The sequence below is a fragment of the Nocardiopsis sp. Huas11 genome, from assembly GCF_003634495.1.
Lineage (GTDB): Bacteria > Actinomycetota > Actinomycetes > Streptosporangiales > Streptosporangiaceae > Nocardiopsis.
On record NZ_RBKY01000001.1, the window covers coordinates 4,760,449 to 4,783,910 of the forward strand.

Annotated in this window: 22 protein-coding genes; 11 read left to right on the forward strand and 11 right to left on the reverse strand. The window is 72.1% G+C overall.

The window, feature by feature from the left end; genetic code table 11:
• The first annotated feature begins 2 nt into the window (after nt 1-2).
• The 5 genes from DFP74_RS21420 to DFP74_RS21440 all read left to right on the forward strand — a co-directional run bounded on the left by DFP74_RS21420 (nt 3) and on the right by DFP74_RS21440 (nt 5,278).
• Nucleotides 3-1,202, forward strand: a complete 1,200-nt coding sequence (locus DFP74_RS21420; protein ID WP_121184112.1) for a homogentisate 1,2-dioxygenase — start codon at nt 3-5, stop codon at nt 1,200-1,202.
• A gap of 34 nt (nt 1,203-1,236) precedes the next feature.
• Nucleotides 1,237-2,085 (forward strand): hypothetical protein, encoded by an 849-nt coding sequence (locus DFP74_RS21425; protein ID WP_121184114.1) that lies wholly within the window; start codon nt 1,237-1,239, stop codon nt 2,083-2,085.
• 29 nt (nt 2,086-2,114) lie between these two features.
• Entirely contained in the window at nt 2,115-3,329 is a 1,215-nt protein-coding gene (gene fahA, locus DFP74_RS21430; RefSeq protein WP_121184116.1) for a fumarylacetoacetase, read from the forward strand.
• A 174-nt stretch (nt 3,330-3,503) separates the two neighbouring features.
• Nucleotides 3,504-4,349, forward strand: coding sequence for a hypothetical protein (locus tag DFP74_RS21435; RefSeq protein ID WP_147453898.1), 846 nt, complete (start codon nt 3,504-3,506; stop codon nt 4,347-4,349).
• Between the two features lie 311 nt (nt 4,350-4,660).
• On the forward strand, nt 4,661-5,278 hold the full coding sequence (locus DFP74_RS21440) for a stage II sporulation protein M (RefSeq protein WP_121184120.1): 618 nt from the start codon (nt 4,661-4,663) through the stop codon (nt 5,276-5,278).
• A 128-nt stretch (nt 5,279-5,406) separates the two neighbouring features.
• Here the strand turns inward: DFP74_RS21440 and DFP74_RS21445 are convergent, their stop codons facing one another.
• Together DFP74_RS21445 and DFP74_RS21450 are read right to left on the reverse strand one after the other, a co-directional pair.
• Nucleotides 5,407-6,798, reverse strand: coding sequence for an alpha/beta hydrolase domain-containing protein (locus tag DFP74_RS21445; protein ID WP_233571090.1), 1,392 nt, complete (start codon nt 6,796-6,798; stop codon nt 5,407-5,409).
• A gap of 161 nt (nt 6,799-6,959) precedes the next feature.
• Nucleotides 6,960-7,586, reverse strand: a complete 627-nt coding sequence (locus DFP74_RS21450; protein WP_121184122.1) for a TetR/AcrR family transcriptional regulator — start codon at nt 7,584-7,586, stop codon at nt 6,960-6,962.
• A gap of 162 nt (nt 7,587-7,748) precedes the next feature.
• Here DFP74_RS21450 and DFP74_RS21455 point away from each other — a divergent pair, with 162 nt between their 5' ends.
• On the forward strand, nt 7,749-9,221 hold the full coding sequence (locus tag DFP74_RS21455; protein ID WP_121188414.1) for an aldehyde dehydrogenase family protein: 1,473 nt from the start codon (nt 7,749-7,751) through the stop codon (nt 9,219-9,221).
• Between the two features lie 14 nt (nt 9,222-9,235).
• Here the strand turns inward: DFP74_RS21455 and DFP74_RS21460 are convergent, their stop codons facing one another.
• Together DFP74_RS21460 and DFP74_RS21465 are read right to left on the reverse strand one after the other, a co-directional pair.
• Nucleotides 9,236-10,009: a polysaccharide deacetylase family protein gene (locus DFP74_RS21460; RefSeq protein WP_233571092.1), complete on the reverse strand. Its 774-nt coding sequence runs from the start codon at nt 10,007-10,009 to the stop codon at nt 9,236-9,238.
• Nucleotides 10,010-10,124: 115 nt separating this feature from the next.
• Nucleotides 10,125-11,669: a polysaccharide deacetylase family protein gene (locus tag DFP74_RS21465; RefSeq protein WP_121184126.1), complete on the reverse strand. Its 1,545-nt coding sequence runs from the start codon at nt 11,667-11,669 to the stop codon at nt 10,125-10,127.
• A gap of 303 nt (nt 11,670-11,972) precedes the next feature.
• Here DFP74_RS21465 and DFP74_RS21470 point away from each other — a divergent pair, with 303 nt between their 5' ends.
• On the forward strand, nt 11,973-12,374 hold the full coding sequence (locus tag DFP74_RS21470) for a hypothetical protein (RefSeq protein WP_233571094.1): 402 nt from the start codon (nt 11,973-11,975) through the stop codon (nt 12,372-12,374).
• A gap of 135 nt (nt 12,375-12,509) precedes the next feature.
• Here the strand turns inward: DFP74_RS21470 and DFP74_RS21475 are convergent, their stop codons facing one another.
• Entirely contained in the window at nt 12,510-13,574 is a 1,065-nt protein-coding gene (locus DFP74_RS21475) for a pyroglutamyl peptidase (protein WP_121184130.1), read from the reverse strand.
• A gap of 188 nt (nt 13,575-13,762) precedes the next feature.
• Between DFP74_RS21475 and DFP74_RS21480 the strand changes: the two genes are divergently transcribed.
• From DFP74_RS21480 to DFP74_RS21490, 3 genes are all read left to right on the forward strand, one after another.
• Nucleotides 13,763-15,310: an aldehyde dehydrogenase family protein gene (locus DFP74_RS21480; protein WP_121184131.1), complete on the forward strand. Its 1,548-nt coding sequence runs from the start codon at nt 13,763-13,765 to the stop codon at nt 15,308-15,310.
• 134 nt (nt 15,311-15,444) lie between these two features.
• Nucleotides 15,445-15,909 carry a MarR family winged helix-turn-helix transcriptional regulator gene (locus tag DFP74_RS21485; protein WP_121188415.1) on the forward strand — a complete coding sequence of 155 codons (465 nt, stop codon included), beginning with the start codon at nt 15,445-15,447 and terminating at the stop codon, nt 15,907-15,909.
• A gap of 73 nt (nt 15,910-15,982) precedes the next feature.
• Nucleotides 15,983-16,411, forward strand: a complete 429-nt coding sequence (locus tag DFP74_RS21490) for an organic hydroperoxide resistance protein (protein WP_121184133.1) — start codon at nt 15,983-15,985, stop codon at nt 16,409-16,411.
• A 10-nt stretch (nt 16,412-16,421) separates the two neighbouring features.
• Here the strand turns inward: DFP74_RS21490 and DFP74_RS21495 are convergent, their stop codons facing one another.
• From DFP74_RS21495 to DFP74_RS21520, 6 genes are all read right to left on the reverse strand, one after another.
• Complete coding sequence (locus DFP74_RS21495) at nt 16,422-17,837, reverse strand: IS200/IS605 family accessory protein TnpB-related protein (protein ID WP_233571095.1); 1,416 nt, start codon at nt 17,835-17,837, stop codon at nt 16,422-16,424.
• 511 nt (nt 17,838-18,348) lie between these two features.
• The gene (locus DFP74_RS21500) at nt 18,349-18,756 is read right to left on the reverse strand and encodes a hypothetical protein (RefSeq protein WP_121184135.1); all 408 of its coding nucleotides are present in this window, start codon (nt 18,754-18,756) and stop codon (nt 18,349-18,351) included.
• 73 nt (nt 18,757-18,829) lie between these two features.
• A complete protein-coding gene (locus DFP74_RS21505; RefSeq protein WP_121184137.1) occupies nt 18,830-19,837 on the reverse strand; it encodes a hemolysin family protein in 1,008 nt (335 codons plus the stop codon).
• Entirely contained in the window at nt 19,834-21,213 is a 1,380-nt protein-coding gene (locus DFP74_RS21510; RefSeq protein WP_121184139.1) for a hemolysin family protein, read from the reverse strand. Before DFP74_RS21510 ends, DFP74_RS21505 begins: the two co-directional genes overlap by 4 nt.
• A gap of 228 nt (nt 21,214-21,441) precedes the next feature.
• Nucleotides 21,442-22,002 (reverse strand): TrmH family RNA methyltransferase, encoded by a 561-nt coding sequence (locus tag DFP74_RS21515; RefSeq protein WP_199725737.1) that lies wholly within the window; start codon nt 22,000-22,002, stop codon nt 21,442-21,444.
• A gap of 145 nt (nt 22,003-22,147) precedes the next feature.
• A complete protein-coding gene (locus tag DFP74_RS21520; protein ID WP_121184141.1) occupies nt 22,148-22,792 on the reverse strand; it encodes a class I SAM-dependent methyltransferase in 645 nt (214 codons plus the stop codon).
• A 142-nt stretch (nt 22,793-22,934) separates the two neighbouring features.
• Here DFP74_RS21520 and DFP74_RS21525 point away from each other — a divergent pair, with 142 nt between their 5' ends.
• Complete coding sequence (locus DFP74_RS21525) at nt 22,935-23,441, forward strand: dsRBD fold-containing protein (RefSeq protein ID WP_121184143.1); 507 nt, start codon at nt 22,935-22,937, stop codon at nt 23,439-23,441.
• Nucleotides 23,442-23,462: the final 21 nt, after the last annotated feature.

Below are 23,462 nucleotides of genomic sequence, written 5' to 3' on the forward strand. Positions count from 1 at the left end.
CCATGGCCTACTACCGCCACGTCGGCGAGGTGCCCCGCACCCGCCACACCCAGCACCGCAATCCCGAGGGCGGGCTGTACTACGAGGAACTGATGGGGGAGGAGGGGTTCTCCAGCGATTCCTCCCTGCTCTACCACCGCGCCATCCCCTCGGCGATCGCCGACGCCGCCGAATGGCGGGTGCCGGACCAGTCCCGCACGCGCAACGCCCCGATGATCCCCCGCCACCTGCGGCTGCACGACCTGTTCTCGGACCAGGACTGGAAGGCCGCCGACGTCGTGGAGTCGCGCCGCCTCGTCCTGGGCAACGACGACGTGCGCATCTCCTACGTGGTCGCCGGGACGCCCTCGCAGCTGTACCGCAACGGCATCGGCGACGAGTGCGTGTACGTGGAGTCCGGGACCGCCCGCGTGGAGACCGTGTTCGGCGCCCTGGAGGTCGGCGGCGGCGACTACGTCATCCTGCCCCGCGCCACCACCCACCGCTGGGTGCCCACCGGCGACGAGCCCCTGCGCGCCTACGCCATCGAGGCCAACGGCCACATCGCGCCGCCCAAGCGCTACCTCTCCCGCTACGGGCAGTTCCTGGAGCACGCGCCCTACTGCGAACGCGACCTGCGCGGCCCCACCGAGCCGCTGCTGGTCGAGGGCGAGATGGTCGACGTCCTCATCAAGCACCGCGGCGACGGCCCCGGCGGGATCTCCGGAACCCGCTACACCTACCCCACCCATCCCTTCGACGTCGTGGGCTGGGACGGGTGCCTGTACCCCTACGTGTTCAACGTCGCCGACTTCCAGCCCATCACCGGCCGCGTCCACCAGCCGCCGCCCGTCCACCAGGTCTTCGAGGGGCACAACTTCGTCATCTGCAACTTCGTGCCCCGCAAGGTGGACTACCACCCCGAGTCGATCCCGGTGCCCTACTACCACTCCAACGTCGACTCCGACGAGGTCATGTTCTACTGCGGCGGCGACTACGAGGCCCGCAAGGGATCGGGGATCGGCCAGGGATCGATCTCGCTGCACCCCGGCGGACACTCCCACGGCCCCCAGCCCGGCGTCTACGAGCGCAGTGTCGGCGTCCAGTACTTCGACGAGCTCGCCGTCATGGTCGACACCTTCCGGCCGCTGGACCTGGGGGAGGGCGGCCGGGCCTGCGACGACGGCGGCTACGCCTGGACCTGGGCCGGAGGACGCCGATGAGAGCCCGCCGCCGCGCCTGGGAGGAGGCCAGAGCATGACCCACGCCCTGTACGCCCGCCTGTTCGACGACGCCGCCCTCTTCCCGCCCGGCAACGCGCCCATGGGCGAGGCCGTCCCCGCCCACCGCGCCCACCTGGCCGGGCGCCGCGCCCGCTTCGTCGGCCCGTTCGTGGTCTCCCAGGCCCGCACCGCGGAACTGCGCACCTTCCTGAGCCGGGAGGACGACGGGCACGCGCCGTTGGCCGTCGTGGTCACCGTGCCCGCGGGACCCGAAGAGGTCGGCCCCGCGGTGGCCTCCGTGCGCACCGACCCGGCACTGCGCCTGGCGGCGGTGGAGGTGGCCGCAGAACCTGGCCGAGCCGCCGAGGCGGCCGCGCAGCTCGACCGGCACCTGCCCGAGGACGCCGAGGGCTACGTCGAACTCTCGCGCGCGGGCGACGTGCCCGCCGACCTGGCGGCCCTGTCCGCCGCGGGCCACCAGGCCAAGTTCCGCACCGGCGGACTCGTCCCCGAGGCCCATCCCGGTGAGGCCGAGCTCGCCCGGCTGCTGCACGCGGCCGTCGCGGCGGGGGTGCCCTTCAAGTGCACGGCCGGACTGCACCACGCCGTCCGCCACACCACCGCCGAGGGATTCGAGCAGCACGGCTTCCTCAACGTCCTGCTGGCCACCCACACCCTGGTGGCGGGAGCGGGCCCCGACGAGGCCGCCGCCGTCCTGGCCGACCGCGACGGACCGGCCCTGGCCGCCCGCGTCGCCGAGCTCACCCATGAGGACGCCGTGTCCGTCCGGCGCGCCTTCCGCTCCTTCGGCACCTGCAGCGTCACCGAACCGCTGGAGGACCTGGTGGTCCTCGGCGCGCTGCCCGCGGCCCGCACCCATTGACCACCCGACACCGACCAGGAAGCGACCCCATGCCCGACAGCTGGCTCGACCTCGATCCCGACGCGCCCTTCGGTCTGGCCACCCTGCCCTACGGGGTGTTCAGCACCGCCGCCGACCCCGCGCCGCGCACCGGTGTGGCCGTGGGCGCCCACGTCCTGGACCTGGGCGCGGCGGCCCGCGCCGTCGGCGCCCCCTTCGCCGACACCGTCGCCGCCCCCACCCTGGACGCGCTCATGGCCGCAGGGCGGCCGGTGTGGGACCAGGTCCGCGCCGCCCTGACCGCGTGGTTCACCGACCCCGCCCACGAGGCGGCCGTGCGCCCGCACCTGGTGGAGCGCGACTCGGTCACGCTGCACCTGCCGTTCACCGTCGCCGACTACGTGGACTTCTACGCCTCCGAGCACCACGCGAGCAACGTCGGCCGCATCTTCCGGCCCGAACAGGAGCCCCTGACCCCGAACTGGCGGCACCTGCCGATCGGCTACCACGGGCGCTCCGGCACCGTCGTGGTATCGGGGACCGACATCGTGCGGCCCACCGGCCAGCGCAAACCGCCCACCGAGCCCGTACCGGTGTTCGGCCCCTCGGTCCGCCTGGACATCGAGGCCGAGGTCGGGTTCGTCGTGGGCACGCCCAGCCCCATGGGCGACCGTGTGGCCGTCGACGACTTCGCCGACCACGTGTTCGGGGTGTTCCTGCTCAACGACTGGTCCTCGCGCGACCTCCAGGCCTGGGAGTACGTGCCGCTCGGCCCGTTCCTCGGCAAGTCGTTCGCCACCTCGATCTCCCCGTGGATCGTGCCGGTGTCCGCGCTGGAGGCCGCCCGGGTGGAGCAGCCCGCCCAGGACCCCGCGCCGCTGCCCTACCTGCGGGGCGAGCAGCCGTGGGGCCTGGACCTGCGTCTGGAGGTGCGGATCAACGGCCACGTGGTCTCCCGCCCGCCGTTCGAGCTCATGTACTGGACCGCCGCCCAGCAGCTGGCGCACATGACCGTCAACGGCGCCTCCCTGCGCACCGGCGACGTCTACGCCTCCGGCACGGTCAGCGGACCCGAGGCCGGCCAGCGCGGCTGCCTCCTCGAACTGACCTGGTCCGGCAAGGAGCCCCTGCACCTGCCCGACGGCACGGAGCGCACGTTCCTGGAGGACGGCGACGAGGTCACCATCACCGCGACCGCGCCCGGCCCCGGCGGCACGCGGGTGGACTTCGGCGAGGTCGCCGGCCGGGTCCTGCCCGCCCGCTAGACCGACTCGCCCCCGAGCCCCGGATCCGCCCCGCGCGGGTCCGGGGCTCCGCCGTGTCCGGGGGGTCACGATTTACCTCCTCGAAATGTCGCGTTTCCGGTCTGGATGATATAAATCCGTTGCCATCCCCCACGCAACAGAACAATTCAACCGACGAAGCCGGAAAAGAGACCCATGCCATTCGAGGCGACCGGAACCAGGGCCGGACATTTGTTCGGTCCACCCGCTGGAACACGGCACTCGGGAATCACCGCAGGTACGGGCCGCGGCCTGGCGCCCGCGCTCGGACCGGTCCTGGCCGGCCTGGTGCTGGTGACCGGCTGCGGACCCGGAGCGTCCGATGATGTCCAGACCGTCCTCACCGCGCCGGCCGACCCCTCGGGAGCCGAGAGCCCCGACGGGGCGGGCGATCCGGAAGGGCCACCCCCACCCGACAACCTCGATCTGGCGGTATTCGAGCCGTTGGAGAGCGGGGGAACGATGCAGGAGCTGTACCCGGTCGGGTTCTCCCGCGAGGCCGAGGGCGGTGTCTCGATGGTGCTGGCCTACCTGCGCGCGATCTCCACCAACGACACCGTTGAACTGGGCGGGGCCGTGGCCGTGTACCATGCCTCCGGCCAGGAGATCGACCCGGAATCGGCTGGCACTGAATTCCTGACGGAACGCGCCACCGACATTTCCGAGGAAGCGCGATCGGCCAGCGCGGAGTTCGACCCGCGGACATATCCGTCCCCGGGCTCCACTCACGACATCACACCGATCGGTGTGATGTGGCGCACCGCGGGCGCCTCCACCGTGGAGGTGTACGTCCTCGCCGAGGAAAGGATCGAGGACGGCCTGGGACTGGAACTGGAGCGCACGGTCGTCCACGGCCAGGCCATCGAGTGGAACCCCGTCGCCCGGGTGCGTTCCGGCGACTGGCTGGTCACCGAGGAGCTCGACCCGTCCGACCTCGGGCTCCCCGACGACCAGCGCCACTCACTGGACCACCCCTACTGGACGCCCGTCACCGCACCCTGACGGACGGGCGCCCGCCACCCCACAGCGTGCGCCCCGGAGACTCCCCGGCCCTGGCGGACCGCGTACCGAGCGGACCGCCAGGGCCGACGCACGCCACGTTCTGGTCTTTCCGGTTCCGCCCACCTCTGTGCCCCGCGCTTGACCCTGCCCCGAGGTCACGGCTTTGAGTGGTGGTGAGCCGCACGCGACACGCGTCGCACCTTGCTCACCGCTGACCGCACGGCTGCGCGCCGCGTGATCGTGCGGTGGACCGGGGTGTCGCCGCGGTGAGGGGGCTCATCGGCAGTCGACCCGATCATGGAGCAAGACACGTGAGCAACCTTCGCAGACCCTTCCAGATCATTCGTGGCAACGTGCGCGTCTACCTCGTGTTGAACGCGGTCGTCTACGGCCTGTTGCTGATCGGTATGGGGGCCGGGCTGCTCTTCCCCGAGCTGAACGCCGCACGGGTCGCCTCCCTGGAGGAGGACGGGACAGCGGATCTGGTGACGGCGCTGCTGGAGAACGTCTGGCTGTTCACCATGGTCATCCTCGCGGTCAACGTGCTCAGGGTCTGCCTGCTGACCATTGTGCTGCCCTCGATGATCGTGCCCTTCGCCGGCCTGGCCTTTTTCGCGTACCAAGCATTCATCGTCGGCGTGACCCTCGCCCCGGTCGAGGAGGGCCTCGGGGTGGGGATGATCCCGCACTCCCTGACGATCCTCATCGAACTCCAGGCCTACGTCCTCGTGATGCTCGGCGCCTACCTGCTCGGGAAGGCCTGGCTGCGCCCCGGGACGGTCGGCGCCCGCAACCGGCGTCAGGGCTATGTCCAGGGGCTGCGACAGGTCGGTTGGCTGGGCCTGCCCGCGCTGGCGCTCCTCATCATCGGCGCGGTCTACGAGGCCTTCTCGATCATCTACCTCTTGCCGCTGCTGCTCGCGGGCTGACCCCGACGCGTCAGCGGGAAAGCCGGTGCGGGGGACCACTTCCAGTGGCGTGGTCCCCCGCGCGGCCACCCCTAGGCCGTGTTCTTTGCGGCATTCCGGCTCACCGAAAGCCCGCAGAAGAACACGGCCTAGCGGCCCACGCCCGACCGCACGGCCTCGTGCCGGTTCTCCCGGGCGTCGGCGCGCGTGAGGTAGCCCGAGCGCACGTTCTGGACGTCCGTGCGCACGACTGAGGACACGTAGGAGCCGCGCCTCGGGTAGCGCTCGGCCAGCTCCTCCTCGTCGTAGGGCCGATGGGAGCCGAAGAGGTAGCAGAAGGTGCTGTCGGCGTCGGCCGCGCGGTTGGTGCCCGTGTTCAGGGCCGTGGGCACCTCCACCTGGGACAGCCGGATACCGCCCAGCGCGTGCCCGTCCGCGTCCCGCAGGATCTCGCCCGCGGCGGTCCGCTCGATCGGGTCGGCGGCCGGGGGAGCGGTGCCGTCATCGGCCCACTCCCGCAGGTGGTCGTAGGAGGCGTTGAGCGGGTGCTGCAGCGGCACCCGGCTGAACGGCGGCTCGGCGCAGGCGAACTCCGTCTGGCCGCCCAGGTCGCGCTCCTCGATCTCCGCCCGCGCGGCGCGTCCCGCCCAGCCCGAGTGGGCCGCGCCGGCCACCTCCCACACCCGCAGGGTGTCGGTGTCCTCCCTGGGCACCGACCCGGCGACGTCGGTCTCGGACAGGACCTGGAAGACCGGTTCGGGGCGCTCGCCCGAGGGGGCCGGGCCCACCATGAACCCGTACCCGTCGAAGACAGGTTCGGTCAGGGGCAGGACCTGGTCGTAGTACACCGTCATCCGGGACGCCGACTGCGACGCCCCGATCGCCAGGACCTCGTCGTACTCCAGGCCGGGTGCCAGGGTGCCGCCGTCCGGCTCCCGCAGCGCCCGCCCGGCCTGGGCGAACACGTCGTAGGACAGCGCGTCGCCGCCCACGGTGCCCCCGTCGGTGACGTCCAGGTCGCCGTAGCGCGCCGGGCTCCACCCCGCCAGGTGGGACACGCCCACGTTCTGGGCCGAGACCCCGACCCACGTGTAGCCGGAGCGCATGAGGTGGTCGGCGCTGGACATCCACAGCGCGTCGAGGTCATTGCCCGCGGTGACGTTCTGCCACTCGACCAGCGCGGTCTCGTTCGAGTCGCGCTCGCGGGCGGGCCGTCGCACGACCACCCGTGTCCGGTAGGGGTGCTCGGAGGCCACGTCCGCGCCGGCGTACCGGCGAGCGGTGCCCGAGAGCACGAACTCCTCCTCGACGTAGCCGTAGGCGTCCAGGTCGGCGTCGGTCGCGAAGAACGTGGCGGTGTCGGCGATGTCGTCGGCGGCCGGGTCGCCGGGCGAGGCGCTCGGCAGCGGACCCTCGACGTCGGGGACGGGGACGGGCAGGAGGTCGGCGGGGACCGGAGCGGCCGAGACCGTCGATGTGCACAGGAGGAGGCCGAGCCCGAGGGCGGTGACCGCCCCGAGCCGGTGTGAGCGTGGTGCCACGGCGATCACCTTTCCTTCGGGCGCGCGGGGGAACGCGCCCGTTCGCTGGTGGGCCAGGCGAACGTACAGCGCCCCGACACCGCCCACAACGGGGGCAGCGGGGCCCCGGGCGAGGACAGGTCGTTTCCCTGATCCGGGGCGCGGGCCGGCCGCGGCCGGGGTCAGTCGGCGGGGGCGCCCAGGGCGCGCAGGAGGTAGGGGAGCAGGCGGTCGGCCATGTCCGTGCCCGGACTGGCGCCGGGCGTGGGCGGGATGAGGAACGTGTGGCTGACCATCGGACCGATGACCATCTCGCCGACGACCAGGGGGTCCTCCACCGGGGCGATCTCGCCGCGCGCGGCGGCGCGGTCCAGTAGCGCCGCGACCCGGTTCTGCAGGGGCAGGACGAAGGCCTCGAAGAGTACGTCGGCCAGGGCCCGGTTGTGCGCCGCCTCGCCCAGCACGGCCCTCAGCAGGCGGCCGGAGGCGCCTTCCAGGGCGTCGGCCTTGTCGTGCAGCAGTGCCCCCAGGTCCTCCCGCAGGCCGCCGTGGTCCACGTCGGGCCCCAGGTCCTCGGCCCACGCCTGGGCGGCCCCCACCACCAGGTCCTCCTTGGAGCGCCAGCGGCGGTACAGGGTGGCGGTCGAGACTCCGGCGCGTTTGGCGACGGCGGCCGTGGTCAGGCCGCTGTAGCCGCGCGACTGGAGTTCGGCGAGGGTGGCGTCCATCAGCGCGCGGTCCCGGGCGGCGTCCCTCGGTCGTCCCCGGGTGGGGGCGCCGGACGCGCCGGGCAGATGGTCCGTGGTCATGCCCGGAATCCTATGCGAGGCTCCCTATCGAAACGAAACGCTTTCGTTTAGTATCGGCCCATGTCGAACACCGAGCCCACCAGTGGATCCCACACCCCGCCCGACGACACGGCCGCCCCCGCCGGGTCCGTGACCGGCGCCGGCAATCCGCCGCCCGCCGACATGGCGGCGCGCATCGACATCGCGGCGCCGGCCGAGAGCGCCCCGCCCGCCGAGGCCGTCACCAGCGTCGACATCGCTCCGCCCGCCGACGTCGTCACCGACGCCGACATCGTGGCGACCGTCGCCCGGCTGCGCTCCGCGTTCTCCGACGGCCGCACCAAGCCCCTCGCCTGGCGGCGCGCCCAGCTGCGCGCGCTGCGCAGGCTGCTCACCGAGGAGCGCGCCACCCTGGAGAAGGCGCTCAAGGCCGACCTCGGCAAGAGCCCGGTGGAGGCGCACACCACCGAGATCGGGTTCGTCGTCAACGAGATCGACCACACCCTGAAGCACCTGGCGTCGTGGCTGCGGCCCCAGCGCGTCTCGGTGCCCATGGCCCTGGCCCCCGCCAAGGCCCGCCGCGTGCGCGAGCCGCTGGGCACCGTGCTGATCATCGCCCCGTGGAACTATCCGGTGAACCTGGCCCTGGCGCCGCTGGTCGGCGCCCTGGCGGCCGGCAACGCCGCACTGGTCAAGCCCAGCGAGCTGGCCCCGGCCACCTCCGCGGCCCTGGCCGACCTGGTCCCGCGCTACCTCGACACGGAGGCGATCGCGGTGGTGGAGGGCGGAGTGCCCGAGAGCACCGCCCTGCTGGAGCAGCGGTTCGACCACATCTTCTACACCGGCAACGGCGCCGTGGCCCGCATCGTCATGGGCGCCGCGGTCAAGCACCTGACCCCGGTGACCCTGGAACTGGGCGGCAAGAGCCCGGCCATCGTGGAGCCCGGAGCCGACCCGGCCACCACCGCCCGGCGCCTGGCCTGGGGCAAGTTCACCAACGCCGGACAGACCTGTGTGGCCCCAGACTACGTGCTCGCCGTGGGCGACAGCGCCCCGGCCCTGGAGCGAGAACTCGCCGCGGCCATCACCGAGATGTTCGGCCAGGATCCGGCCCGCAGCGCCGACTACGGCCGCATCGTCAACGAGCGCCACTTCGACCGGCTCACCGCCCTGCTGGACTCCGGCACGGTCGTGGCCGGCGGAGACCACGACCGGGACGACCTCTACATCGCCCCGACGGTGCTGGGCGGGGTCTCGCCCGACGCGCCGGTGATGGCCGAGGAGATCTTCGGCCCGATCCTGCCGGTCATCCGCGTCCCCGACCTGGACGCGGCCATCGCGTTCGTCAACGAGCGCGACAAGCCGCTGGCCCTGTACGCCTTCACCGAGTCCGAGGAGACCAAGCGCCGCCTGACCACGGAGACCTCCTCGGGCGGCCTGGCCTTCGGCCTGCCCATCGCCCACCTGGCCGTCCCGGACCTGCCCTTCGGCGGGGTCGGGGAGAGCGGGATGGGCGCCTACCACTCCGCCGCCTCGATCGACACCTTCTCGCACACCAAGTCGGTGCTCGACAAGTCGCTGCGCCTGGACACCATGCGCGTGGCCTACGCGCCGATCACCGACCTCAAGGAGCGCCTGCTGCGCAGGATGCTCTGAAGCCGGGCTCGGGTCTAGAGCCGGGCGTCGGTGTAGACGTCGCCCGGCTCCAGGGTGTCCTGGAACAGCTCGTCGACCGTCACGAAGTGGTATCCCTGCCGGTGCAGGCGCTTGAGGACGGAGGGGACCGCCTCGGCGGTGGACTCGTGGATGTCGTGGAAGAGCACCACGCTGCCCGGCCCGGTCTCGTCCATGGTCACCTCGGTGACCGCGTCGGCGTCGCGGCTCTCCCAGTCCAGCGTGTCCACGTCCCACAGGATCACGGCCTGGTCGATGGCCGAGCGCGCGGTGTCGTCCAACGACCCGTAGGGCGGCCGCATGGTCGTGGGCTCGGTGCCGGTCGCCTCGCGGATGGCCTCGTTGGTGCGGTCCATGTCCTCGTCGACCTCATCGGCCGACAGGGTGGCCAGGTCGGCGTGGTCCCAGGAGTGGTTGCCGACCTGGTGGCCCTCCCGCGTCATCCGCTGGAGGATGTCGGTGTTGCCCCCGACCTTGGATCCGAGGACGTAGAAGGTAGCCTGGGCGTCGTAGACGGCCAGGTCGTCCAGCACCTCGTCGGTGTACTCGCCGGGGCCGTCGTCGAAGGTCAGGGCCACGCACTTGAGCTGGGCGCAGTCCCGCGGGTTCCCGCTGAGCCCGCCGACGACGGCCGAGCCGACGTGGTCGGTGGCGGCCGGCGCGACCGCCGCGGCGGCGGGAGAGGCCAGAGCGGCACAGGCGCCGAGGGCGGTCCCGAGCGCGACCGCGGACCGGATGATGATGCGCTGAGGAGAGAGAGTCTCGTTCACGCATCGAATGTATCCGCATTTGGCAACAAAATCGCTCGTCAAAGGTAAAAAGTGACGATCAGCGCTTTTGCGGCGCCCGGGAATGGGTAAAGACCGTGGGTCGCTCGCTCGGTCCTCAGTGCGGCTGGGCGTCGGTGTAGACGTCACCCGCTTCCAGCTCTCCGTGGAAGATGTCGGTGACGGTGACGAAGTGGTACCCCTGCCGGTGCAGGCCCTCCAGCACCCCAGGGATCGCCTGGACCGACGTCGGGTGGATGTCGTGGAAGAGCACGACGCTGCCGGGTACCGAGTGGGTGAGCGCGTGGTCGGTGATCGCCGCGGTGTCGCGGCTCTCCCAGTCCAGGGTGTCCACGTCCCACAGGATGATGGGCATGTCGGCGGACTGGCGCACCGTGCCGTTCAGCGCGCCGTAGGGCGGACGCAGGGTGAGCGGCTCCGAGCCGATGACCTCCTCGACCGCCCGGTTGGTGCGTTCGAGGTCCTTGGCCACCCCGCCGCCGGACATCCCGGACAGGTCGTCGTGCTTCCAGCTGTGGTTGCCGATCTCGTGCCCCTCGGCGGCCGTGCGCTCCAGCACCTCCGGGAACTCCTCGACCAGCGACCCGAGCACGTAGAAGGTCGCCCTGGCGTCGTACTCCTGGAGCATGTCGAGCAGCTCCTCGGTGTGCTCGCCGGGGCCGTCGTCGAAGGTCAGGGCCACGCACTTGAGCTCTTGGCAGTTCAGGTCGCTGCCCTCGGCGCTGAGCCCCTCGCCCAGCGGCGGCACGTCGTCGGTGCCGGCCAGGGCCGCGTCGCGGGCCTGGTAGCCCAGGTCGGACAGCAGTTCCTCGGCGTCCTCGGCCTCCACGGGGAGCAGGACCTCGCTCTCGCGGCCCGCCCCCGGCACCTCGTCGGGGTCCATGCGCCCGACCAGCCCGCCCGAGGTACTGAAGGCCACGTCGGCCAGCGGCGAGCCATGCCACTGCTCGGCGGCCGCCCAGGCCTGCTCGGGATCGCCCAGATCCAGGGGCTCGGTCCCCTCGGGCTCGACCGGAGTTTCCGGCGAGGCGGAGGCCCCGGGCGAGGCAGAGGCCTCCGGCTCCGACACCGTCCCGCCCTCGGCCGGGTCGGAGTCGGTGCCGGCCTCGGCTTCGGCCCGTGCGGCGACCTCGCCCAGGAGGCCGGGCAGCTGCTCGGGGGGCAGGTTGTAGCCCTCCGTCAGCACGCCGGCGATGAGCAGGTGCGCCTGTTCCAGGGCCGCCTCGTCGCGGAACAGGGCGGTCCAGGGCAGGACCCGCTCATCCTCGGCGGCGTACCAGAGCGTCGAGGACTCCCGGGTCTCGCGCAGGCCGCTCTTGGTGACGGAGGTGACGCGGGCGCCCACGACCTCGTCCGATATCGCCAGGATCGTGGTGTCCTGGTTCAGCTCGGGCGTGCCGCGTTCGGGCAGGTCCTCCAGGAAGGCGGTCTGCCGCTCGGCCATCGCGGTGCGGATCTCCGTCGAGAGCGGATGGGCCCCGCCCAGTCGCGGATACCGGTAGCCGACCACGCTGTGGTCGGCCACCACCGATCCGGAGCCGGCCTCCACGCCGGGGACCTCCTCCACAGGTGTGCCGATCGCCTCGGCGAAGGGCAGCGCATGGTCCTCGGCGTGGCAGCCGGGCACCAGGAGCAGTCCCATGGCGGCGCAGGCGGTGATTTTTCGTCGCAGTGAGGTGTCAACCACGAGGGGGACACTATCGGAGCCGGAGCCCAAGTCACATCACGGAGCGCGATGACTTGTGCGCCAAAGGTGACAATTTGGTCAATCTGTTGAAGAAGGGGAACCGATCGGCCGCGTCCGGCATCGTAGTTCGCGCTGTGCGTGTGGAATCCGCGAGGTGGAAAGGTACTCATGAGCTACGGTCCCGGCCCTGGACCCGGCCAACCCCCGACCGGTGGGACGGGAAGATACGGACCGCCCCCCGGAGGCACCGGCGGTTACGTGCCTCCTTCGTCCGGAGGTCCCGGCGGCTACGGCCCCACGCCTCCGGGAGGCTACGGCGGCTACGGCCAGACTCCCCCGGGAGGCCCTGGCGGGCCCCCGCCGCCCTACGGCCCGCCCGGCGGCGGTGAGCCCCCCGCGAGCATCGGCGCGGCCATCGGCGCGATCGTGGCCAACGTCGTGGGCCTGTGCGGGTGCACGGTCCTGTCGGTCATCGGCCTGGTCCTGGGCGTCATCGCCGCCGTGACCTACGAGAGCAGTCCCCAGGCGTCCAGGATCTGCACGACCATCTCCTACGTGCTCTTCGGCGTGGGCGTCGTCCTGGCCATCATCATGTTCCTGATCTACGGCGGCGCGGGGATGTGGAGTCTCATGCAGGAGGATTCCTACACGGGGTACTAGCGCTCTGGCGCGCGTCCCACGGGCCCGCGGCCGATCTCGCGGTCGCGGGCCCGCAGGGGTCCGCAGGGCAGGACCTGGACCCGGGCACGTGCGTCGGCGCACGCGCACCCGGGCGCCGTTCGGCCGGCTCCGGCCTCAGCCGACCGTCGCCGCCACGATCTCCCGGATCTGGGCCAGGGTGTCGGCGTGTTCCTCCGGGCGGAGTGTTCTGGGCACGTGGACGTGCCCGGCCGGGACGTCGCGGGCCGCCCGCTCGCTCAACAGCGTGTTGCGGTAGGCGATCTCGTTGGACAGGTAGTCCCCGCCGCCCCCGCACCGCGCCGCGGAGCCGGGGGAGGGGCCGTCGGCGCGCACGACCGGGTCGCCGCCGCCCGCGGGCACCTCGGTCACCTCGGTGTTGGCCACGACCGGGAACCGTCCCCGTGCCCGCTCCACCACCCGCTCCAGCGGCAGCGAGGACCGGGTCCACCCGGGGGCGTCGGGCTCGCGCACGGGAACCCGTCCCGTCCGGGCCGCGCCCAGGTTGTCGGTGCCGCCGCCGCGCCAGGAGCCGTTCCATACCTCCAGGTCGAAGCGCCCGGGGCGCCCCCGGCTCAGGGTGATCACCGCGTCGACCCGCTCGTACTGGCCCGCCAGGGCCTCCTCCACCAGTCCCGCGTCGAAGTCGGCCCAGCGCACCGGGAACACCGCGGTGCGCACGACCGCGGTGCGCTCGCCCACCGCGAAGGTCCAGCCGTTGAGGTCCAGCGCGGCCGTGCCCGAGGGGTTGGAGCATGCGAGGTCCTCGTCCAAGTGGAAGGGGTCGAACCCGGTCACGACCACCCGGATCCACCGGTCGCCCGGTGGGAAGTCCAGATCGGTGATGCCGCGCGAGGACGTCTCCAGCAGGTGCAGCAGCTCCCCGCGCTCGCGGTCGGAGAGCTCGAAGCCCGGGCGCCAGGCCCGCAACCGCGCCGCCAGGACCAGCCGCGCCCAGTACAGGGGACGGTCGTCGGGGCTCCCCGGCTCGGTGCGCGCGGCCTCCGTCCACAGACGGGAGGCGTGGGAGGAGACCGTCCCCCACGCCTCGGGCAGGTCCTGGCACGCGCGCAGGTCGGCGGCGAACAGCGGCTCGGCCGCGCCGAAACCGGAACGGGCCAGGATCCGCCGCGGCTCCGGGAGTCCGACGCGTTCCTCTTCGGGAGTGGGGTGGTGGTGCACTGGGTCGCAGACTCTGTGTCGGGAACGGATGAGCCCCTGGGGGCCCGGTGAGTCTAACGTTCCGGAAAGTCCGCCGCGGCAGGGGGAGTCGGGCGAGTCGCCGAACCTGACACTGGGGCTGGACCGGGGGCGGTGGACTTGGCAGGGTGTGTAGTGACCGCTGCCCCTCTCAACGGAGAGAGATACTCATGGACACCGCTGCCCTCCCCGACACCCGGGACCTCGTCGAGCGCGCGCGCACCGCTCTGGCCCGGTGCGGAGTCGAGCGCCTGCGCGAACCCGTCGGCGCGGCCGGCGCGGCGCGCACACCCCTGACCGGGCAGATCCTCTTCCCCGTCGAGTTCGACACCCCCGCCTCCGCCGGAAGGGCCGTCACCGCCGCCCGCGACACCTTCACCACGGCCTGGCGCGACACCCCCGCCCCCGTGCGAGGCCGGCTCGTCCACCGGCTCGGCGAGCTGCTGCGCGAGCACAAGGAGGACCTGGCGGCGCTGGTGACCGTGGAGGCCGGCAAGATCCACTCCGAGGCCCTGGGCGAGGTCCAGGAGATGATCGACATCTGTGACTTCGCCGTGGGCCTGTCCCGGCAGCTCTACGGGCGCACGATGCCCTCCGAGCGTCCCGGGCACCGGCTCATGGAGACCTGGCACCCGCTGGGCGTGGTCGGCGTCATCACCGCCTTCAACTTCCCCGTCGCCGTGTGGTCCTGGAACACCTGTGTGGCGCTGGTGTGCGGCGACACCGTGGTGTGGAAGCCCTCGGAGACGACCCCGCTCACCGCTCTGGCCTGCCACGGCCTGCTCATGCGCGCCGCCTCCGACGTCGGCGCGCCCGCCGACGTCCACCACGTGGTCCTGGGCGGGCGCGAGGTGGGCGAGGCGCTGGTCGAGGACGAGCGCGTGGCCCTGCTCTCGGCCACCGGATCGGTGGCGATGGGCAAGGCCGTGGCCCCGAAGGTCTCCGCGCGCCTGGGGCGCTGCCTGCTGGAGCTGGGCGGCAACAACGCGGCGGTCGTCGGACCCACCGCGGACCTGGACCTGGTCGTGCGCGGCAGCGTGTTCTCCGCCGCGGGGACGGCGGGCCAGCGCTGCACGACGCTGCGCCGGATGATCGTGCACGAGGACGTGGTCGAGGAGGTCACGGACAAGATCGTGGACGCCTACAAGCAGCTGCGCGACCGTGTGGGGAACCCCTTCGACGACGACACGCTCGTGGGGCCGCTGGTCTCCGAGGTCGGGTACACCGCCATGCGCGAGGCGCTCTCGCGCGCCGAGGCCGACGGCGGCGAGGTCCTGGTCGGCGGCGGGCGGCGCCTGGAGGACGAGGCCGAGGACGCCTACTACGTCGAGCCCGCCGTCGTCCGGATGCCGGCCCAGACCGAGATCGTGCGGGAGGAGACCTTCGCGCCGATCCTGTACGTGCTGTCCTACCGCACCTTCGAGGAGGCCGTGGAGCTGCACAACGGCGTGCCCCAGGGACTGTCGTCGTCCATCTTCACCCAGGACCAGGCCGAGGCGGAGCGGTTCCTGTCCGCGGCCGGCTCGGACTGCGGGATCGTCAACGTCAACATCGGCACCTCCGGGGCGGAGATCGGCGGCGCGTTCGGCGGTGAGAAGGACACCGGCGGCGGCCGCGAGTCCGGTTCCGACTCGTGGAAGTCCTACATGCGCCGGGCCACCAACACCGTCAACTACGGCGGCGAGCTCCCCCTCGCCCAGGGCGTGCGCTTCCTCTGAGCCCGTGCGGCCCCGCGTCCTCGGGCGCGGGGACCCGCACCGATAAATATTGTGTCCAACCTTGTTGTGGACAACCAATGCTGGTAGCGTCAGGCGTGTTCGAGGGTCGAACCGACGACGCGGGGAGGGGCAGCGTGGCCGACACCGACGAGGGCGATCCCCTCGCACTGGACCACCAGCTGTGCTTCTCCCTCTACGCGGCCTCGCGCGCCCTGACCGGCCTCTACCGGGATCTGCTGCACGACCTGGGCCTGACCTATCCGCAGTACCTGGTCATGCTCGTGCTCTGGGAGCGCGACGGCCTCACCGTCAAGGACCTCAGCCACGCCCTGCACCTGGACTCGGGGACGCTCTCGCCCCTGCTGCGCCGGATGGAGCAGGCGGGACTCCTGACCCGTGAGCGCGACTCCGACGACGAACGCGTCGTCCGGGTGAGCGCGACCGAGACCGGAAACGCTCTCAGCGCCCGCGCCCAGGACATCCCCGACCGGCTCCTGTGCACCGTGGGCCTGTCCCCGGGCAGGGCGGGGGAACTCCGCCACGCCCTGGACGAGATCACCCGCGCGGTGGAGTCGGCCGGGCGCCGACACACCGGCTGAGGCGCTCGGCCCGCCGCAACGACCGACCAGCCGCACCACGCGACGGCCCCTGAGCGGGCCACGAAAGGAACACATGTCCGTCGACATCCTGTACACCGCCAACGCCAGCGTCACCGGAGAGGGCCGCGCCGGATCCGGCAAGACCGACGACGGCCGCCTGTCCGTCGACCTCTCCGTGCCCAAGGGCCTGGGCGGCGACGACGGCCCCGGCACCAACCCCGAGCAGCTCTTCGCCGTCGGCTACGCCGCCTGCTTCCACGGCGCCCTGAAGAAGGTCGCCCGCGAGTCCAAGACCAACATCGACGGCTCCACGATCGACTCCAAGGTCTCCCTGGGCAAGGCCGAGGACGGCCTCACCCTCGTCGTCGACCTGGACGTCACCATCGCCGGCCAGGACCAGGCCAAGGCCGAGGAGCTGGTGAACGCCGCCCACCAGGTGTGCCCCTACTCCCGCGCCACCCGCGGCAACATCGAGGTCAACCTCTCGGTGAAGACCGCCTGACGTACCGTTCCTATTCAGTGTGCAGGAGTGGGTCCTGGGCCCATCTGCTGTCACTGCGCGCGTCCCGAACGGTGCTGGACGCGCTGGTTCCCCGCGTTCTCTCCTCCCCTGCCCGGGCACGCGCATCGTGTGCGCGTTCCGTGGCAGGGCGGCGGGGTCCCCCACACCCCACAGCACCGGGTTCGGTCTGAACGATCCGAGGCCCGTACCCATCGCTCCGGTGGGTACGGGGCGGCGGGGTCCGACGCCGAATCGGGTGCCCCAGGGCGCGCCTGCCAATGGCCACCGCAGCGGCGTCATGGCGAGTCATCGTACGCTTACTGCTGGTCAAAGGCTCGGCCCAGTGCCGGGCGCCCCACATCGAGGTATAGGCCGGATCGACGGCCACGACCGCCAGCCCGAATTCGGCGGCCATCGACACGATCCGGGCGCGCAGCTTGGCGGTGGGCATGGCGGAGATCAACTGCCGGAAGCGCTTCCTGCGGCCGTGCTTCTCCCGGGTCTTGCCGGTGGCGAAGTCCAGGTCCTCGATCGCGATCGCCTGTACGCCGGCGCGCCGGGTCCAGTGCAGCAGCCGGGTCAACGCATGCCGGACCCGGGCGTCACGGTGCGCAGCACGACCGGTCAAGTCGAAGGAGAACCGCTCAGGGTCCCCGACCGGGTTGCCGTGCGGGTCGAGCCGGTAGGCGGCCAGATGGTCGGCGTTCATATCCACACCCACCACCCCCTGCGCGCAGGCCGCCGCCAACGGCAGGGCCCGCGCCTTGGGCCGGGTCCAGGAAGCAGTGATGTACCACCGGCCCCGCTCCACATCGAGGTGGATCCGGTAGGCCACCGCCCGATTCGCTTCGACACGGTCGGCCCACTCGGCACCGCGATGCGCGAACGCCACCCGGCAGGAGAGCACGTACCGGCCGTGCGGGGCGTTCGCCAGATACTCCAGCGGAGCCGGGAGCCGGATCGACACCCGCCCGTCCGGGGTGAGGCGGATGGTCTCGTTGCCGTACCGCTTACCGGACTCCCCATCGGCCTGGAGGAAGAACCGCCCGGCCTCCCACCGGTTGCGCCAGTCGGCTTCGGTGAGCTGCGCCTGCTCCAGGTGGTGACGCGCGTTGAGCAGCCGCTTACCGCCCCGCACCACATGCACGATCCCGGCTTCCCAGTCCTGGCGCACCTGGGCCAGACGGTCTTTGAGGCAGGCCAGGCGGCGGGACTTGGCGTGCCACTCACGCCGGGTGCGGTACCCGCCCGGGGCGCGTTTGGTGCCCTTCTCCCCCAGGGGGAGGGAGAGCCGGTGCTCCAGCATCCGGATGCCCGCTTGGAGCTTGTGCAGGTGAGCGGCCTGGCTGCGGCGGGCCAGCGCCCACTGGTCGTGGGTGGCCTTGGTGATCGACCCCGCCCACCGCGACGACGACCTCGCGGTCAACTCCCGTTTACGCGCCGCCCAGGTATCGGCGTCATGGTCACGCCCGTCACGGCACCGGGTCGCCAGGTCACCAGAAGCCAGCGACCCCAGATGGGCACCCGCCACACGCAGGACGTGCTCATCGGCCGGTGTGAGGTGTGTGAGCCGGTCACACACCGCCACCCCGGCCGGGCCCGGGACCAGGGAAGGGGCCTCAATGGACCGCAACCGTGTCGTCTCGCGCTCGGCCACGAGCCCCACCTCCCGAACCTGGCCTGGTACGTGTGTTCGATCGGAAAGCTAGCAGCGCGGGCGGGGTCGTGTCCGGCGAACACGGAATATCGAGGACGGCGTCCCCGTCCAGGCCCGGCGCTCCGGGAACACGCACGAGCACGACCGCGAGTTCGCAACCGAGGCGGGTCGATGACCACTCATGCATGGGCAAGGACACTCATGCACACTCAACCGACAACAGTCCCCAACCCCTGAAGGGCCGCCCCGGGCACAGTGCCCGGGGCGGCCCTTCGCGTTCTCAGCCTCCCGGTCCCCGGAGGAACCGCAGGCCGTCGACGACGGCCCCGGACTCGATCTCCCGCAGGCTCCAGAGGTGGTCGGAGTGGTCGTCGACCGCCACGCCCGCGGAGTCGAGCAGCAGCGCGAGGAGCCGGCCCACCTCCTCGACGCCGTCGATCCGCCGGGAGAGGTCGATCCGCACCGCCCAGGCGGGGCAGTGCCCGAGCCGCGCCTCCAGGGCAGCGACGGCGTCGGGCTCCCAGTCGCAGAAGAGGCCGCTCCCGGCGTCGTCGATGTCGACGTAGAGGTCGACGTGGTCGTCGGGCCGCACCACGACCCAGGACCCCTGCCCGCCGGTCAGGTGCCGGTCCAGGGCCTCGGCCGTCTCGGCCCGCCCACGCGAGGGGAAGACGAACACGCTGCGCATGGCCGCAGTGTAGGACGGCCGCCCCGGGCACAGTGCCCGGGGCGGCCGTCCGCCGTGTTCCGTACCGTCCCGTCTAGGCGGCGGTCTCCAGGAGCAGGAGCTGGTCCAGGATGTCCTGGAGCGTGACCAGGCCCATCAGACCGTCGTCCTCCACCAGCGAAAGGTGGCTGCGGCTGTCCCGCATGATCCCCATCGCCGCGTACATCGGCGTGTCCGCGGGCAGGGTGAGCACCGGACGCATCAGGTCGGCGGCGGTCGTGCCCGCCGGACTCGTCAACGCCTCGCGTACGTGCAGCACGCCCACCGGCTCGCCCCCGTCCATCACCACCAGCCGCAGGTGCGTGGACTCGCGGGAGACCCGCTTGATCTCCTCCAGCCCGTCCTCGGGCCCGACCGAGGCGATGTCCTCGCGCGGGGTGATGATCTCGTCCAGCGGACGCGAGTTCACCTCCAACGCGGTGGCCAGCTGGTTACGGCGCTCGGAGTCCAGCGCGCCCGCCTTGGCCGAGTGCTCCACCAGCTCGCGCACGTCGTCCGGGCTGTGCCCGGCCGAGACCTCGTCCACGGCCTCCACGCCCACGCGGTGCAGCGACCAGTTCGCCATGCCGTTGAGCATGACCAGCACCGGCCGGGTGAGCCACATGAACGCCCGCATCGGGATCGCCAGCAGCGTCGCGGACTTCTCCGGGTGCGAGATCGCCCACGACTTGGGCGCCATCTCACCCACCACCAGGTGCAGGAACGTGACGACCACCAGGGCCAGCACGAACGAGACCACCGAGGCCACCGCGTGCGGCAGCCCGTGGAACAGCGGTTCCAGCAGGTGGTGCACCGCCGGCTTGGAGATCGCGCCCAGCGCCAGCGTGCACAGCGTGATGCCGAGCTGCGAACCCGCCAACAGCAGCGACAGGTCGCGCGCGCTGCGCAGCGCGGCGCGCGCCGACGCGCTCGTCTCCGCGGCCGCCTCCAGCCGGTAGCGGCGCGCCGCCACCAGGGCGAACTCGATGGCCACGAAGAACGCGCTCAGCAGGATGATGCCCGCGGTCACTCCGAGCGCCAGCCACACGTTCATGTCACTCATGCCCGCACCTCCCGGGACTCGTCCTCGGCGCGCTCACGCAGTCGCAGCTCGACCGTGTGCGGCACGTGCCGCTGGACCGTGTTGACCACCAGGGTCAACGCCATGTCCGGGTCCTCGTCGTGGGCGCTGGCCGGACGGTGCAGGTCGAGTTCGACCCGGTCGCCCGGCTCGGGCAGCCGGTGCAGTTCGTGGATGACCAGCCCGCCCAGCGTCTCGTAGTCGCCCGAGGGCAGGTCGTGGCCGATCAGGCGCTCCACCTCGTCGATGTGCAGCCCGCCCGGGACCAGGTACGTGCCCTCGCCGTCCAGGTGGGACGGTGAGTCCTCGTCCAGGGTGTGCTCGTCGGCGATCTCACCGACCAGCTCCTCGGCCAGGTCCTCGGTCGTGACGACCCCGGCCAGGCCGCCGTACTCGTCCACCACGCAGGCGAACTCCTCGCCCGCCTCGCGCAGCTGCCGCAGCAGGGCCGGCAGCGGCAGCGACGCCGGGACCATGACGGTCGCCCGCGCCACCTCGCTGACCAGGACGCCGGACAGGTCGCGGTCGCCCAGGGCCAGCACGTCACGCAGGCAGATCACGCCCACGATGTCGTCCACGCCGTCGCCCAGGACCGGGAAGCGGGAGTGGTCCGAAGCCATCAGTTCCACGACCCGGCTCACCGGGTCGCCCTCCTCCACCGTGGTCACCTCGGGACGCGGGATCATCGCGTGCCCGGCGGTGCGGTCGTGGAAGTCCAGGGTGCGGTCCAACAGGGTGGACAGCTCCGCCGGAAGGTCGCCGCTCTCGCGGGACTCGGCGATGATGCTCTCCAGGTCGCGCGGCGTGGCCGCGTGCTGGACGTCCTCCACCGGTTCGATCCGCATCGCCTTGAGCAGCAGGATCGCCGCCTGGTCGAACAGCCAGATGACCGGGCCGAAGATCCGCAGGTAGATCCCCGTCGACAGCGCCAGGGCGCGGGCCACCCGCTCGGGGCGCGCGATCGCCAGGTTCTTGGGGAAGAGCTCACCGAAGACCATCTGCACGATGGTCGAGAACAGCAGCGCCAGGACGGTTCCGAGGGCCACCCCGGTTCCGGTGGGGACCCCCACACCGCCGAGGAGCTCGCCGACACCCCGGCCGATCATCGGCTCGGCCACGTAACCGACCAGAAGACCGGTCACCGTGATGCCCAACTGGGCGCCGGAGAGCATGAACGACGTGCGGTCGGTGATCCGCAGGGTCCGAACGGCCCCCGCGTCCCCGGCCGCGGCCCTGGCCCGCAGACGCGAACGGTCCACGGCCATGTAGCCGAATTCCTGGGCGACGAAGTAACCCGTCGCCGCGGTGATCACGAGGACCACCAGTGCCCCGAAGGCGATACTGAGGACGGTGCTCATCGGGCACGCACCGCCTCGGCCCGCCTAGCGGCGGGAGCGTCGATCAGGCGCGCGCCCCTGGGAGAAGGGGGCTCGTCGGAGTCTGGGTCACAGCATCCCTGCGGGATGCTGTTGGTACTTCGGGACGGGTCCACTGTTCCTCTCTCTGCGCATGGTGCGCGTTGTTGGTGTGACCGAAGTGGTCCAGTTGTCAGGAAAGACGTTGAAAGGCGGGCGAAAAGTTCCCGCTCAGCGCCCGACGGGCGCGTCGGCCTCCGCGTCGAAGGTCGCCCACTCGCGCCGGCGGGCCTCGGCGAGCGCGATCGCGGTGGCCACGGCCACGTTCAGCGATCCGACCCGGCCGATCTGCGGGATGTAGGTCACCGCGTCGGCGCCGGACAGCAGGGCGGGGGAGCAGCCGTGGTCCTCGGCGCCCACGGCCAGGCACACGTCCGGCTCCAGCGGGGCGGCGTGCAGCGGCACCGCGCCGGAGGCCAGTTCCACCGCGACGACCTTGAAGCCCTCGCCGCGCGCGGCGGAGAGCGCGTCGGCGGTCGAGGAGATCCGGGTGTGCGACACCTTCGCGCCGGTGCCCAGCGCGGTCTTGCCGACCTTGGGGTCGTCGGGGTCGGCGCTGTTGCCGGTGAGCCAGAGCCGGTCGACGCCGAAGGTCGCGCAGGTACGCAGGATCGAACCCAGGTTGTACGGCTGGGTGACGGACTCCACCAGAAGGGCCAGACGCCCCTCGGTGCGCCTGCGCCACTGGCGGTTCAGGCGTTTGACGTCGGTGGGACGCAACTGCGTGCTCAACTGCGGTGTGTTCCTCAGCGGGTTCAGCCCCGGGCGGCCCCGGGGTCGGTGTTCGCAACAGGATACTGCCCGACCGCGCACCTCGCACGCGGGGACCGGACACACCGTCGCGGGCCTGAGCGGGTGGCGGGCGGGCGGGCGCGGATCACGCCCCGCGGCGCACCGCCAGGACGCGGAATCCCGCCCGAGAGGCCACGCGCTCGGCCGGCAGGCCCTGCGCGTCCAGCCACTTCTGGAGCGAGTCGGCGCCCAGGTGGCGCTGGACCACCAGGTGCGCCGTCCCCTCCGGGGTGAGCCGGCCCAGCCACGTGCGCAGCATCGAGTGCAGCACGTCCTTGCCGACCCGGATGGGCGGATTGGACCAGATCGCGTCGAAGGGCCCCCGCAGCTCCTCGGCGGCGGGCGCGGTCCCCTCCGGCTCGGCGGTCGGCTCGCCCTCGGGCGTGATGACCGCGAAGGCGGCGTGCGCGAGCCCGTACTCGTCCGCGTTGCGCCGCGCCAGGCCCACGGCCCGGGAGTTGACGTCCACGCCCAGCACCCGCGCCCGCGGCGCGCGGGAGGCCATCGTCAGCGCGATGGGCCCGTAGCCGCAGCCCAGGTCCAGCAGGCGCCCCTGCTCCGGGGGCGCCGGCACGGTCTCCAACAGCACGCGCGTGCCCAGGTCGACCTTGTCGGGCGAGAACACGCCGCGGTCGGTGTGCAACCGCAGGTGCAGATCGGGCAGGACCAGGTCGGCCGTGGAGGGCCGGCTGGCGGCGTCGGGAGAGGAGTCGAAGTAGTGCTGGGCCACGCCGTGACGCTACCAGGGCGCCGTCCCCGCTCCGGCCAGGCAAAAACCTCGCCACCTGCCGGATACGAAGTCTCCAAGGACCCGCACCCGGGGCGCCCGGGTGCGGAAGATGGAGGTAACCGACCATCTCGTGGGGGAGCACATGCGAGCAGAGGTAGGAGACCGGCTCGTCGTCGAGAGCCCGCGTGCCGACACCCACCGCCGGACGGGCGTCGTCACCAGGGTCCAGGGCGACGGCGGGGCCCCGCCGTACCAGGTGCACTGGCTGGACCCGGTCGGCGGGCACGACGCCCTGGTCTACCCGGGGCCGGACGCGCACATCGAACACACGCCCGGCCGCACGGGCGCGGACACGGAGGGGACACAAGCCATGCAGACCATGAAGCGCTGGGACGTCGATGTCGTCGTCGCCGAGGAGACCGAGGGCGACACCGCGCGGACCTGGGCCGAAGTCGGCCTGATCGCCGACGACGGCACGGCGCTCCGCGGCCACGGAATGTCCCGCAAGCACCCCGCCGACCTCGACGTACCGGAGATCGGGGAGGAGCTCGCCGTCTCGCGCGCCCTGTCCGACCTCTCGCGCCAGCTCCGTCAGGTCGCGGCCGAGGACATCAACGACAACACCGGCACGCCCTGGCGTCCCACCTGAGCCGCCACCGGTCGGCGCGAC

Excerpts from the sequence above, each read along its gene's own strand:
- DFP74_RS21420 (WP_121184112.1), top strand. The coding sequence starts at position 3 with ATGGCCTACTACCGCCACGTCGGCGAGGTGCCCCGCACCCGCCACACC.
- DFP74_RS21425 (WP_121184114.1), top strand. The coding sequence starts at position 1,237 with ATGACCCACGCCCTGTACGCCCGCCTGTTCGACGACGCCGCCCTCTTC.
- fahA (WP_121184116.1), top strand. The coding sequence starts at position 2,115 with ATGCCCGACAGCTGGCTCGACCTCGATCCCGACGCGCCCTTCGGTCTG.
- DFP74_RS21435 (WP_147453898.1), top strand. The coding sequence starts at position 3,504 with ATGCCATTCGAGGCGACCGGAACCAGGGCCGGACATTTGTTCGGTCCA.
- DFP74_RS21450 (WP_121184122.1), bottom strand. The coding sequence starts at position 7,586 with ATGACCACGGACCATCTGCCCGGCGCGTCCGGCGCCCCCACCCGGGGA.
- DFP74_RS21455 (WP_121188414.1), top strand. The coding sequence starts at position 7,749 with ATGGCGGCGCGCATCGACATCGCGGCGCCGGCCGAGAGCGCCCCGCCC.
- DFP74_RS21465 (WP_121184126.1), bottom strand. The coding sequence starts at position 11,669 with ATGGGACTGCTCCTGGTGCCCGGCTGCCACGCCGAGGACCATGCGCTG.
- DFP74_RS21480 (WP_121184131.1), top strand. The coding sequence starts at position 13,763 with ATGGACACCGCTGCCCTCCCCGACACCCGGGACCTCGTCGAGCGCGCG.
- DFP74_RS21490 (WP_121184133.1), top strand. The coding sequence starts at position 15,983 with ATGTCCGTCGACATCCTGTACACCGCCAACGCCAGCGTCACCGGAGAG.
- DFP74_RS21500 (WP_121184135.1), bottom strand. The coding sequence starts at position 18,756 with ATGCGCAGCGTGTTCGTCTTCCCCTCGCGTGGGCGGGCCGAGACGGCC.
- DFP74_RS21505 (WP_121184137.1), bottom strand. The coding sequence starts at position 19,837 with ATGAGTGACATGAACGTGTGGCTGGCGCTCGGAGTGACCGCGGGCATC.
- DFP74_RS21510 (WP_121184139.1), bottom strand. The coding sequence starts at position 21,213 with ATGAGCACCGTCCTCAGTATCGCCTTCGGGGCACTGGTGGTCCTCGTG.
- DFP74_RS21525 (WP_121184143.1), top strand. The coding sequence starts at position 22,935 with ATGCGAGCAGAGGTAGGAGACCGGCTCGTCGTCGAGAGCCCGCGTGCC.